The 12,140-nt window shown below is 73.7% G+C and carries 13 protein-coding genes; 9 read left to right on the top strand and 4 right to left on the bottom strand.

The genetic code is table 11. The features are described 5' to 3' along the window. Positions 1-2: 2 nt before the first annotated feature. Complete coding sequence (locus DKT69_RS06840) at positions 3-518, bottom strand: PaaI family thioesterase (RefSeq protein WP_109800728.1); 516 nt, start codon at positions 516-518, stop codon at positions 3-5. Positions 519-574: 56 nt separating this feature from the next. On the opposite strand from DKT69_RS06840, the gene DKT69_RS06835 reads away from it, so the two are divergent. After that, positions 575-1,051: a winged helix-turn-helix transcriptional regulator gene (locus DKT69_RS06835; RefSeq protein ID WP_109800727.1), complete on the top strand. Its 477-nt coding sequence runs from the start codon at positions 575-577 to the stop codon at positions 1,049-1,051. Positions 1,052-1,120: 69 nt separating this feature from the next. On the opposite strand, the gene DKT69_RS06830 is transcribed toward DKT69_RS06835, so the two are convergent. After that, positions 1,121-1,951 carry an SGNH/GDSL hydrolase family protein gene (locus DKT69_RS06830; protein ID WP_109800726.1) on the bottom strand — a complete coding sequence of 277 codons (831 nt, stop codon included), beginning with the start codon at positions 1,949-1,951 and terminating at the stop codon, positions 1,121-1,123. A gap of 248 nt (positions 1,952-2,199) precedes the next feature. Here DKT69_RS06830 and DKT69_RS06825 point away from each other — a divergent pair, with 248 nt between their 5' ends. Continuing rightward, complete coding sequence (locus DKT69_RS06825) at positions 2,200-3,258, top strand: S1 family peptidase (protein WP_109800725.1); 1,059 nt, start codon at positions 2,200-2,202, stop codon at positions 3,256-3,258. A gap of 246 nt (positions 3,259-3,504) precedes the next feature. Here the strand turns inward: DKT69_RS06825 and DKT69_RS06815 are convergent, their stop codons facing one another. After that, entirely contained in the window at positions 3,505-4,239 is a 735-nt protein-coding gene (locus DKT69_RS06815) for a DUF998 domain-containing protein (RefSeq protein ID WP_109800729.1), read from the bottom strand. A 155-nt stretch (positions 4,240-4,394) separates the two neighbouring features. On the opposite strand from DKT69_RS06815, the gene aspS reads away from it, so the two are divergent. The 4 genes from aspS to DKT69_RS06795 all read left to right on the top strand — a co-directional run bounded on the left by aspS (position 4,395) and on the right by DKT69_RS06795 (position 9,167). Continuing rightward, complete coding sequence (aspS, locus tag DKT69_RS06810) at positions 4,395-6,200, top strand: aspartate--tRNA ligase (RefSeq protein ID WP_109800724.1); 1,806 nt, start codon at positions 4,395-4,397, stop codon at positions 6,198-6,200. A 75-nt stretch (positions 6,201-6,275) separates the two neighbouring features. Next, the gene (locus DKT69_RS06805; RefSeq protein ID WP_109800723.1) at positions 6,276-7,088 is read left to right on the top strand and encodes a sugar nucleotide-binding protein; all 813 of its coding nucleotides are present in this window, start codon (positions 6,276-6,278) and stop codon (positions 7,086-7,088) included. Between the two features lie 88 nt (positions 7,089-7,176). Further along, the gene (locus DKT69_RS06800) at positions 7,177-7,776 is read left to right on the top strand and encodes an ArsR/SmtB family transcription factor (protein ID WP_109800722.1); all 600 of its coding nucleotides are present in this window, start codon (positions 7,177-7,179) and stop codon (positions 7,774-7,776) included. Continuing rightward, the gene (locus tag DKT69_RS06795; RefSeq protein ID WP_109800721.1) at positions 7,773-9,167 is read left to right on the top strand and encodes an MFS transporter; all 1,395 of its coding nucleotides are present in this window, start codon (positions 7,773-7,775) and stop codon (positions 9,165-9,167) included. The genes DKT69_RS06800 and DKT69_RS06795 overlap by 4 nt, the downstream gene beginning before the upstream one ends. A gap of 65 nt (positions 9,168-9,232) precedes the next feature. On the opposite strand, the gene DKT69_RS06790 is transcribed toward DKT69_RS06795, so the two are convergent. Further along, positions 9,233-9,973 (bottom strand): GNAT family N-acetyltransferase, encoded by a 741-nt coding sequence (locus DKT69_RS06790; RefSeq protein WP_109800720.1) that lies wholly within the window; start codon positions 9,971-9,973, stop codon positions 9,233-9,235. Between the two features lie 133 nt (positions 9,974-10,106). On the opposite strand from DKT69_RS06790, the gene DKT69_RS06785 reads away from it, so the two are divergent. The 3 genes from DKT69_RS06785 to DKT69_RS06775 all read left to right on the top strand — a co-directional run. Continuing rightward, positions 10,107-10,319, top strand: coding sequence for a hypothetical protein (locus DKT69_RS06785; protein WP_109800719.1), 213 nt, complete (start codon positions 10,107-10,109; stop codon positions 10,317-10,319). Positions 10,320-10,394: 75 nt separating this feature from the next. Then, a complete protein-coding gene (locus DKT69_RS06780) occupies positions 10,395-11,897 on the top strand; it encodes a replication-associated recombination protein A (RefSeq protein WP_109800718.1) in 1,503 nt (500 codons plus the stop codon). Continuing rightward, on the top strand, positions 11,897-12,140 hold a 244-nt coding region (locus DKT69_RS06775; RefSeq protein WP_201749522.1), incomplete at its 3' end, for a hypothetical protein. The genes DKT69_RS06780 and DKT69_RS06775, both read left to right, overlap by 1 nt.

The following is a 12,140-nucleotide window of genomic DNA, read 5'->3' as shown; positions in this document are numbered from 1 at the left end:
GGTCAGGCGGGTTGGTCCAGGGGGAAGAGGAGGCAGCTTGAGGTGGCGTGGGCGATGAGGCGGCCCTGGGCGTCCGTCAGTCGGGCCTCGGCCAGGGCGGTGCGGCGGCCGCGTTGGAGGACGGTGCCCTCGCAGCGGAGGGTGCCGCTGGCGACCGTCACCGGGCGGAGGAACTTCACGTTCAGGTCCAGCGAGGTGTAGCCGACGCCGGCGGGCAGGGTGGTGTGCACCGAGCAGGCGGCGGCGGTGTCCAGCAGGGTGGAGATGACCCCGCCGTGGACGGTGCCGAGCGGGTTGTAGTGGAACTCCTGCGGCACCAGCTCCACCGCGACCCGGCCCTCGTCGGCCTCCATCCGGGACATGTCGATCAGGTGCATGATCGGCGGCGCGGCCAGCTCACCGGCGATCATCGCGCGGAGCAGCTCCAGGCCGCTGCGTCGGCCGATGTGCGCCGCGCCCGCCACCGGGTCGGACCAGGAGAAGGTACGGCTGCGCGCCGGATCCTGCGTCTGTGTCATGGACTCAGCCTGGCAGCGCGTTGCTGAGTCTGTCAATCAGACCTAGCCTGGTCGGCATGAGACCCTCGGCACTGGACTGGTCGGTGGAGAACTGCACCATCGCCCGGGCGATGGCGATCCTCGGCGAGCGGTGGACCCTGGTCGTGCTCCGTGAGGTCTTCAACGGCATCCGCCGCTTCGACGACATGCGGGTGCGGACCGGCATTCCCCGACAGGTGCTCACCAACCGGCTCGCCACCCTGGTCGAGCAGGGGGTGCTGCGCCGGGAGCCGTACCGGGAGCCGGGCAGCCGGGTGCGCCACGAGTACCGGCTCACCGAGAAGGGTCTCGACCTCTGGCCGGTGCTGGTGGCCGTGCTCGGCTGGGGCGACCGCTACCTCGCTGACCCCGAGGGCTCGCCGCTGCGGGTGACCCACCGGGACTGCGGCGCCGAGGTCCACGCCGAGTTGCGCTGCGCCGCGGGACACGAGGTGGCGGACCCGCGCGATGTGCTGCCCCGGCCGGGCCCGGGAGCGCGCCGCCGGGTCGACTGACCGGCGGCGTCTTCCCGGGTACGCGGGCCGGCGCGCGGACGGCGCTCCGCCCGCGCGCCGCGGAAGCGCCTACCAGCCGAAACCGTTGGCATACGAGACGCTGGCCAGCACCGCCTGGCCGCTGGTGTTCGGGTGGAAGTAGTCCCAGGTCGACACCTGGCTGAGCACGAACGGGTAGTTGAACACGGCGTTGTCGTCGAAGTCGCAGTTCGCGCCGTACGCGGCGCAGGCCTGGGCGAGCTGGCTGTTGTAGTCGATCACCCGCTGCCGGACCCGGGCCCGCCGGTCGACGTCGGCCTGGGCGGTCGAGGTGGGGTTGGCCAGCATCGACTGGCAGATGCCGAACGCCGACCAGGCGCTGCGGGCGCTGCCGCTGCCCTTGCCGATGAACCAGAGGCGGTGGATGTCCGGCACGCTCATCACCGCGACCCGGGCGTTGGGCAGGCCGGCGCGGATCCGGTTGAGCGCGCTGTCGATGTTGGCCCGGAACGTGGCCACCGGGGTCATGGTGGCTTCCGAGCTGGTGCAGGCGTCGTTGGCGCCGATCAGCATGGTGACGTACTCGACACCCTGGCCGACCGCGGTGCCGGCCTGGCCGTACATGTCGGCGGACTTGGCGCCGCTGCGCGCGTCGTTGAGGTTGCGGCCCTGGATGGTCGGGTTGACCGCGCGGATGCGCAGGTAGTGACTGTTCACGGTGGAGTAGTCGCCGGTGCTGAAGGACCGCGAGGTGCAGTCGACGTACCAGCCGCAGGCGTTGAAGCCGCGGGTGATGGAGTCGCCGATGCTGGCCATCGAGGCCGGTGGTGGGGTGGCGGCGGCGGTGGCCGGGTCGGCGCCGAGCAGGACGAGGGCGGTCAGGCCGGCGAGGGTGGCCAGTACGCGTCGGGGGATGGTCATCGTGGCCTCCGGATCACGGGTGCCGGGAATGCGACGGTGACCGGATGGTATAGATGACGGTCAGTGTCCACAATGTTGCGGCGCAGTTACCTGTGGCCGCCGGGTGAATTCGGGCAAACCAGGGTCTTGAATAGGATCTTAAACATGTGAATACTTCACTCAGCCCGGCCGGTTCCCCCAGCTAGGCCGGGTCGGTCCAGGGCCCTCACCACGAGTTGGGCCCCTCACCCCCATCCGGGAGGCTGTTCATGCGACCCACGAGGTCATCGCTCCGTCGCGCCGTCACCGTCGCCGTCGCCGGAACCCTGGTAGCCGGCTCGCTGCTCGCCGCGCCCGCCCAGGCGGCACCCGCCTCGCCCGCTTCGCCCGACGCCGCGGCCGGTCTGGCCGCGCAGCTTGGCGACCGCGCCGCCGGCACGTACGCCGACGCCAGCGGCAAGATGGTCGTCGCGGTCACCGACGACGCCGCCGCTCGCCAGGTCCGCGCCGCCGGCGCCACCCCGAAGCTCGTCGCCCGCGGCGCCGCCGAGCTCAACCGGGCCACCGTCGAGCTGGAGAGGTCCGCCAAGATCCCCGGCACCGCCTGGTGGACCGACCCGGTCACCAACCAGGTCGTCATCTCGGTCGACAGCACCGTCACCGGCGCCAAGCTGGACAAGGTCAAGGCCGCCGTCGCCCGCACCAACGGCGCGGTCCGCCTCATCTCCGAGCCCGGTGTGCTGAGCACCCGGCTCAACGGTGGCCAGGCGATCTACGCCGGTGGCGGCGGTCGCTGCTCCCTCGGCTTCAACGTGCGCAACAGCGCTGGCACCTACTACTTCCTGACCGCCGGGCACTGCACCAACATCTCGGCGAGCTGGTACACCAACTCCAGCCAGACGACCTACATCGGCCCCCGCGTCGGCACCAGCTTCCCGGGCAACGACTACGGCATCGTCCGGTACGACAACACCGGCCTGTCCCACCCCGGCACCGTCTACCTCTACAACGGCACCTCGCAGGACATCACCGGTGCGGGTAACGCCTACGTGGGCCAGTCGGTCAAGCGCAGCGGCAGCACCACCGGCGTGCACAGCGGCAGTGTCACCGCCACCAACGCCACGGTGACCTACGCCGAGGGCAGCGTCTACGGCCTGATCAAGACCACGGTCTGCGCCGAGCCGGGCGACAGCGGCGGCTCGCTCTTCGCTGGCAGCACCGCGCTGGGCATGACCTCCGGCGGTAGCGGCAACTGCTCCTCCGGCGGCACCACCTACTTCCAGCCGGTCACCGAGGCGCTCAGCGTCTACGGCGTCAGCGTCTACTGAGCCACCCCATGGGAGCGGGCCGCCGGGTGACCGGCGGCCCGTTCCGTGCCGCTTCCCCGCGATCAGCGGACTGGGCGGCCCGGCCCGGGGTACCTTCCGCCCGGTGAGCGCCCCCGTGACGGCCGGTCCCGTCGGCGGACCGGGGCGGTGCGCTGGGGCTGTTCCGGGCCGGGGAGCGGGCGCACGGCTTCGTCGAGGTCTACCAGGTGCCGTCCTGGGAGGAGCACCCGCACCACGGCGGCGGGCTCACGGGAGCCGACCAGGCCGTCGAGGAGCGGGCCCGCGAGCTGGTCGACGGTGCTCCGCAGGTGCGGCATCTGCTGTCCGCCGACTCGGACTGACGGGCGGGCCGGGGTCGGCGGATCGCGCGAGCTGCGCCCGCCGGGCGGAGAGCACCGCCAGCAGCGGCCAGAGCGCGACCGCCACCGCCGTCACCCGCTCGGCCAACCCGGTCCGGGACTCTCCGGTGACCTCGAACGCGAACCAGCCGAACAGGCTCAGCAGCAACGCGGTGACGCTGAGCGCCACCGGTCGGCGGAACGCCCAGGGCGGCTCCGGGCGGGCGGGGTGCCCGGCGTCCGGGCCACGCGGCAGCCACAGCGCCGAACAGGCCGGCCAGAGCGTCAGGGCGAGCACGGCCACGGTCGCCACGGTGCCGTGGCCGGGGGAGCCGCCGACCTTCGGTCGCGGGAAGGCGACCAGCGCGATGGTGGCCACTCCGCCGACGGCCAGCAGGAAGCGGCTGGGCAACCCGGCCGCGTGCAGCACGGCGGCGGTCGCCAGGTAGCAGCAGCCGAGCAGCACCAGACAGCCGACCATGATCCAGGCGTCGGTGGCGCCCTGCCCGGCCAGCTCGCTGATGGTGTCCCGGATCGGGTCGTAGCCGGTGGGCTGCCGGGCGCCCGCGACCGTCGCGCCGGTCACCAGCAGCACCGGTGCCGCCCCCGCCATGACCACGGCCCACGTCGGTACGGCACGCATCCGGTCACGGTAACCGGCCGGGCGGTCCATCCGTCGTGGTTCGCCCGTTGGTCCGGCGACGAATCGCACCCGCGTGCCGGGTGCCCGGGAGGAAGGGCGGCCGCCCCTGACAGAATGACCGGTGAGGACTGTTCCACGATGAGGAGTTGCCAGCCGTGATCCGTACCCACAATGCCGGAAGCCTGCGCGCCGCGGACGCCGGCTCGACGGTGACGCTCGCCGGGTGGGTGGCCCGCCGGCGCGACCACGGCGGGGTCATCTTCGTCGACCTGCGCGACGGCTCCGGCGTGGTCCAGGTGGTCTTCCGCGAGGAGGACGCGCACGCGCTGCGCAACGAGTTCTGCGTGCAGGTCACCGGCGAGGTGACCCGCCGGCCCGCCGGCAACGAGAACCCGGACCTGCCCACCGGCGAGGTCGAGGTGACCGCCAGCGAGCTGGAGGTGCTCTCCGAGGCGGCCCCGCTGCCGCTGCCCGTGGACGACCAGATCGAGGCCGGCGACGACATCCGGCTCCGGTACCGCTACCTCGACCTGCGCCGCAGCGGCCCGGCCAACGCGATGCGGCTGCGCTCGCGGGCCAACCAGCTCGCCCGGGGCGTGCTGCACGAGCGCGACTTCCTGGAGATCGAGACGCCGACGCTGACCCGCTCCACCCCGGAGGGCGCCCGCGACTTCCTGGTCCCGGTCCGCCTCCAACCGGGCAGCTGGTACGCGCTGCCGCAGTCGCCGCAGCTGTTCAAGCAGCTGTTGATGGTCGGCGGCATGGAGCGGTACTACCAGATCGCCCGCTGCTACCGGGATGAGGACTTCCGGGCCGACCGCCAGCCCGAGTTCACCCAGCTCGACATCGAGATGTCCTTCGTCACCGAGGACGACGTGATCGACCTCGGCGAGGCGATCGTCTCGGCGCTCTGGAAGGACCTGGCCGGTCACGAGATCTCCCGGCCGATCCCGCGGATCACCTGGCACGACGCGATGGCCCGGTACGGCTCGGACAAGCCGGACCTGCGCTACGGCGTCGAGCTGACCGAGCTGACCGACTACCTGCGCGGCACCGAGTTCCGGGTGTTCGCCGGCGCGATCGGCGCGGGCGGCTACGTCGGCGCGGTCGTCATGCCCGGTGGCGCCGCGCAGAGCCGTAAGGAGCTGGACGGCTGGCAGGACTGGGCCAAGGCGCGCGGCGCGCGCGGCCTGGCGTACGTGGTGCTCGACGCGGAGACCGGCGAGGCGCGTGGGCCGGTGGCGAAGAACCTCTCCGCCGAGCACCTGGGTGGGCTCGCCGACGCGGTCGGCGCGAAGCCGGGCGACGCGGTCTTCTTCGCCGCCAGCGCCACCACGCGGGAGGCGCAGGAGCTGCTCGGCGCGGCCCGGATCGAGATCGCCAAGCGGGCCGGCCTGATCGACGAGAGCGCCTGGGCGTTCTGCTGGGTGGTGGACGCGCCCATGTTCGAGCGCACCGACGAGGGCGGCTGGACGGCCGTGCACCACCCGTTCACCTCGCCGAACGCCGAGTGGGTCGACCGGTTCGAGGAGGCCCCCGACCGGGCCCTGGCGTACGCGTACGACATCGTCTGCAACGGCAACGAGATCGGCGGCGGCTCCATCCGTATCCACCGGGGCGACGTGCAGAAGCGGGTCTTCGACCTGCTCGGCATCACCCCGGAGGAGGCGCAGGACAAGTTCGGCTTCCTGCTGGAGGCGTTCAAGTACGGCGCCCCGCCGCACGGCGGCATCGCGTTCGGCTGGGACCGGGTCTGCATGCTGCTCGCCGGCGCGGACTCGATCCGCGAGGTGATCGCCTTCCCGAAGACCCGCGGTGGCTTCGACCCGCTGACCGGCGCGCCGACGCCGATCACCGCGCAGCAGCGCACCGAGGCGGGCATCGACGCCAAGCCGAAGGCGCCGACCGGGGTGCACGCCGGCACCGCCGGTCCGGTGGCTCCGGTCGCCGACCCCACCTGAGCCGTCCCCACGTGATCGAGCGGTCCGCGTCATGATGACGCGGACCGCTCGACCTTTTCGGGAACGGGGAACGGGATGACACTGCTCGTGGTGGGGGCCAGCGGCTTCCTCGGCGCCGAGATCTGCCGGCAGGCGGTGGCCGCGGGGCAGCGGGTGGTCGGGACGTACCACTCGGCCGCCGTCGCGGTGCCGGGCGTCGAGGCGCGCCGGCTCGACGTCACCGACCGGTCCGCCGTGCGCGCGCTGGTCACGGCGGTACGCCCCGACGCCGTCATCGGCACCCCCTACCGGTACGACGACTGGGCGGTCACCGCGGACGGGGCGGCCCACGTGGCGTTCGCCGCCGCCGAGCTGGGGGCCCGCCTGGTCCACCTGTCCAGCGACGCGCTGCACGCCGGCCGGTCGGCGCCCTATCCGGACGACGAGCCGCCCACCCCGGTGTTCCCGTACGGGGCGGCGAAGGCGGCGGCGGAGACCGCGGTCCGGGCGGTCGACCCGGGCGCGGCGCTGGTGCGCACGTCGCTGATCCTGGGGAAGGGGAGCAAGCAGATCCAGCTCTGCCGCGACGCGCTCGCCGGCCGGGCCGCCCTGTTCACGGACGAGCTCCGCTGCCCGGTGGACGTGGTCGACGTGGCCGCCGCCGTCCTCGAACTGGTGCCGTCGAGGTACGCCGGGCCGCTCAACGTGGCCGGCCCGGACGCGGTCAGCCGCGCCGAGCTGGGCCTGCTGGTGGCCCGCCGGGAAGGGCTCGACCCGGCCGGGATGAAGACCACCACCAGCGCCGCGTCCGGCCTGCTCCGCCCCACCGAGGTACGCCTCGACTCCACCCGCGCCGCCGGTCTGCTGCGCACCCGGCTGCGCGGGGTCCGCGAACTTCTCGCGGCCTGACCCGTTCATCGCCGCTAGCGTCGGATCATGCACACTTCCTGTGCATGACTATTGTGCACAGGAAGTGTGCACGGATATTGTGCAAGGCATGGAGAACGAAAATCCGGGGACCCGGCCCGAGCCCCGTGCGGTGCGGATCGACCACCGCCAGGTGCGGGTGCTCGCCCACCCGCTGCGCATGCGCCTGGTCGGCGCCCTGCGCGTGAAAGGCCCGGCCACTGCCACCGCCCTCGCCGAGCTGCTCGGCACCAACACCGGCGCCACCAGCTACCACCTCCGCCAGCTGGCCGAGGTCGGGCTGGTCGTCGAGGACACCGACCGGGGCACCGGCCGGCAGCGCTGGTGGCGGGCCGCGCACGACGTCACCAACTGGGAGCCGACCGACTTCGACGACGACCCGGACGCCCGGGCGGCCATCGAGTGGATCCAGGGCGACCAGGTGCGTCTCCTCGTGGAGCACGCCGAGCGGTGGTTCGCCATCCAGCACGAGTGGTCGCCCGCCTGGCGGGACGCCCTCGGCATGGGCGACATCTTCATGACGATCCCACCGGCCCGCCTGGAGGAGCTCAAGGCTGAGCTGTGGCAGGTCCTGGAGCGCTACCGCGCCGAATCGGATCCCGCTGAGCCGGACGCCGCGCCGGTGCAGGTCTTCCTCGCCGCCTACCCGTTGTTCCAGGAGATGCGATGAGCGCGCTGTCCGTACGCCAGGTCCGGTTCCGCTACCTCACCCTCAACGGCCTGCGCTGGCTCCCCGCCGGCCTGATGATCCCCGTGATGATCCTGCTGATGCAGGAACGCGGCCTGTCGCTCACCCAGATCGGCCTGGTCGGCACCGCCCAGGGCCTGATCGTGCTCGCGCTGGAACTGCCGACCGGTGGCCTCGCCGACGCGCTCGGCCGCAAGCCGGTGCTCGTGGCCGCCTGGATGGTCTGCCTGGTCTCGCTGGCCATCTTCGCGGTGGCCGGCTCGTTCTGGCTCTTCTTCCTGTCCTGGGCCCTGCAGGGCGTCTACCGGGCGCTGGACAGCGGCCCGCTGGAGTCCTGGTACGTAGACGCCACCCTCGCCGCCGACCCGAAGGCCGAGTACGAGCGGGGCCTGGGCTACGCCGGCACCGTCATCGGCGTCGCCATCGGCGCCGGTGCGCTGCTCAGCGGCGGCCTGGTCGCGCTGGGTCCGGTCGGGCCGATCAGCGCGCTGACCCTGCCCGTGCTGGTGGCCATCGCCCTCCAGACGATCGCCCTGGTCGTCCTGCTGCGTCTGCTGGTCGAGACCCGGTCGGCCAGGGGCGCCGGCGCGCTGCGGGCCTCGATGGTCGAGGCGCCCCGGATGGTCGGGCAGGCGGTCGGACTGCTGCGCCGCTCCCGGGTGCTGCTCGCCCTGGTCTGCGTCGAGCTGTTCTGGGGCTTCGGGATGGTGACCTTCGAGTCGCTGCTGCCGGTCCGCCTCGCCGAGGTGGTCGGGGACGCCGACCGGGCGGCGGCGCTGCTCGGCCCGGCCAGCTCGGTGGCCTGGCTCGCCAACGCGGCGGGCGCCGCGCTGACCCCGCTGCTGCTGCGCTGGCTCGGCGCCGCGCCCGCCGCCGCGTTGCTGCGGATCCTGCAGGGCGTGACGGTGGTCGGGATGGGTGTCTTCGCCGGCCCGGTCGGGGTGCTCATCGCCTACCTGGCCTGCTACACCGTGCACGGCGCGTCGAACCCGCTGCACATGGGGCTGCTGCACCGCCAGGTCGACGGGCCGTACCGGACCAGCGTGATCTCGCTGAACTCGATGATGGCCCAGCCGGCCGGGGCACTCGGCATGGTCGTCCTGACCACGCTGGCGGACCGCAGCAGCGTCAGCACCGCCATGTTCGTCGGCGCGGTGGTGCTCGCCCTGGCCGCCCCGCTCTACCTGCCGGCCTGGCGCGTCGGGCGGGCCGCGACCGCCGACGGGAGCGGGACCCCGCCGGTCGGCCCGGGCGCGCCGGTCGCCGAGCCCGAGCTCGCCTCGGGGCTGGCCGATCCCGCGGCACCGGCCACCGGAGCCGTCTCTCCCGAGACCGTTCCGACCGCCGAAGTGACCGCCACCCGGAGCCGCTGACCCGCTGCCGCCACGACCCGACCCGCCGGTCTCCGCCCGGTGGGGTCGGGTCGCCGGGGATGCGGTCAGCCGAGGTGGACCGAGCTGCGGTGCTCGGTGCCGGTGTAGCCGAGCCGGCGGTAGAGCCGGATCGCCCCGACGTTGTCGGTGTAGACGCCGAGCGCGACGTGGTCGTACCGGGCGACCAGGGCGCGGGTAATCCCGGCGGTCAGCGCCGCGCCGAGACCCCGGCCCCGCCGGTCGCTCGCCACCGTCAGGCCGGCCAGGAAGCCGATGTCGCCCCGGCTGCGGTCCGCGCCGCAGGCGACCAGGCGGTCACCGTCGCGGATGCCGTACCAGTCGACGATGCGCGGGTCGCCGGGCCGGGAGGTGGTGGTCGGGAAGGATTCCTCGATCAGCGCCGCCAGCGCCGGGTGGTCGGCCTCGGTGAGGCGTACCACCCGCTCCTCCTCCGGCCGGGGCGGCGGGGGCGTGGTGGTCCAGAGGAAGTCCCACTCGTCGAGCCGGGCGATGGTCAGCCGCCCGGCCAGTTTCTCCGCCGTGGTGCGGGGCAGGTGCAGCCACTGGCCCGGCCGCAGCACCCCGTCCGCCAGGAGACCGGCGAAGACGTCCACCGCCGGAGCGGCCGGCCCCAGTGCCCCACCCGCCGGGCCCTGCTCCGGGGGGAGGAGCCACCCCACCGCCCCGTCCCGGCGCCAGCCCCGCGGCTGGTGGTCCCGCCAGAGCGCGTGCCGGGCGTACGGGTGGTGTCCGGTGGCGGCCAGGAGTGCGTCCCGTCCCACCAGGACCTGGTCGGCAGTGATCATGCGGCCAGCCTAGAACGCCGACCGGGGCGTCGACGGAGCCCGGGGGTGGGCCGGTCCACGGTGGAGATTGGCGAAGAGACCGATTGGGTACATCACGTGCCGACCTACTGGGACCCCCCACCGGAGGAACGACATGCTCGCCATTCTCGCGGCCATCGTGTTCGGCTTCGCGCTGCTGCTCGATTTCCTGAACAGCAACCTCGGCGCCCCCGACCTGTTCAACAACTGGACCCTGGCCCTCATCGGTTTCCTGCTGCTCTCGCTCTACCTGGCCGGGGTCGGCTCCGGCCCGCGCGGCGCTGGCGGCGGCCGCTGGTACCGGGGTCGCCGCCCCGGTCGGGGCTGACCGGATCCGATCACCGCTGGCCGGGCCGGCGGCGCGATTCCAGCGCCGTCAGCCCGGCCCGGTACTGTCTTCGTGATGGAGTCCGACGCCCTTTTCACCTTCGGCGAACCCGCCGGGGCGCCCAGCGCCCCCGCGGGTTCCGGTGGCGTCGACGCGTTCACCGCCGCCGGCGCGGATTCTCCGCTGCCGGTCCGGATGCGGCCGGCCAGCATCGACGAGCTGGTCGGGCAGGATCATCTGCTCGCGCCGGGCGCGCCCCTGCGGCAACTGGTCGGCGGCGCGGCGCCCATGTCGGTGATCCTGTGGGGGCCGCCGGGCAGCGGCAAGACCACGATCGCCCACCTCGTCGCCCGGGCCACCGACCGTCGCTTCGTCGCCATGTCAGCCCTCTCCGCCGGGGTGAAGGACGTCCGGGCGGTGATCGAGACCGCTCGCCGGCAGCGCCGGGCGGGCGGCCCGCAGACCGTGCTCTTCATCGACGAGGTGCACCGGTTCAGCAAGACCCAGCAGGACTCGCTGCTCGCCGCGGTGGAGGACCGCACGGTCACGCTGCTGGCGGCGACCACTGAGAACCCGTACTTCTCGGTCATCTCGCCCCTGCTGTCGCGGTGCGTGCTGCTCACCCTCCAGCCGCTGGACGACGACGCCGTACGCGGCCTGCTGCGCCGCGCGGTCGCCGACGAGCGCGGCCTGCGCGGCGCGCTCACCCTGGCCACCGACGCCGAGGACCATCTCGTACGCCTCGCCGGCGGGGACGTCCGCAAGGCGCTGACCGCCCTGGAGGCGGCCGCCGCCACCGCCACCGCGCTCGGCACCGGCCGGATCGACCTGGCGACCGCCGAGCAGGCGGTCGACGTCGCCGCGGTCCGCTACGACCGCGACGGCGACGCCCACTACGACGTGACCAGCGCGTTCATCAAGAGCATGCGCGGCTCGGACGTGGACGCGGCACTGCACTGGCTGGCCCGGATGCTGGTGGCCGGCGAGGACGCCCGGTTCATCGCCCGCCGCCTGGTGATCTTCGCCAGCGAGGACGTGGGAATGGCCGACCCCACCGCGTTGAGCGTGGCCACCGCCGCCGCCCACGCCGTGGAGTACGTGGGCCTGCCCGAGGCACAGCTCAACCTGGCCCAGGCGGTGATCCACCTGGCCACCGCCCCGAAGTCGAACTCGGCCACCACCGCCATCGGCGCCGCCATCGCCGACGTGCGGGCCGGTCGCGGCGGCGCCGTCCCCCGCGCCCTGCGCGACGCGCACTACTCCGGCGCGCGGGGCCTCGGGCACGGCGCCGGCTACCGCTACCCGCACGACGACCACCGCGGTGTGGTCACCCAGCAGTACGCTCCGGACGACCTCGTCGGGACCGAGTACTACCAGCCCAGCGGGCACGGGGCCGAGCGGTCGGTGGCCACCCGGCTGCCGCTGCTGCGCCGGATCGTCCGGGGGCTGCCCGTACCGGCGGGGCGGGCGGAGCAGCCCGCACCGGTCGCCGTGAACGGCCGGCACCCAGCGGGTCCGGAGCAGGTCGGCGGGGTGGATGAGGGCGGCAGCGACGCCGTCGGGGAGGGTCAGCAGTGATGGCGCGTGGTCCGGAGCGGCCGGAGGACGGCCCCGACGAGCGGCGAGACCCTCGTGCCAAGGGCCGCCGGTGGGGGCGGGGCAGGGCCGACGCCGAGCCGGAGGACGCGGTCGCCGGCGAGGAGTTCGGCTGGATCGACGACCTGCGGACGGCCAAGCAGCAGCGTGCGGAACTCGGACCGGAGGGTGCCGGCCCGGGCCCGGCGGTGCCGCCCGCCGCGGTGCCGCCGCGCGGTCCGCTGC

This window comes from Micromonospora sicca (genome assembly GCF_003172935.1).
GTDB classification, from domain to species: domain Bacteria; phylum Actinomycetota; class Actinomycetes; order Mycobacteriales; family Micromonosporaceae; genus Micromonospora; species Micromonospora sicca.
This window is presented reverse-complemented; position numbering and strand designations above follow the sequence as displayed.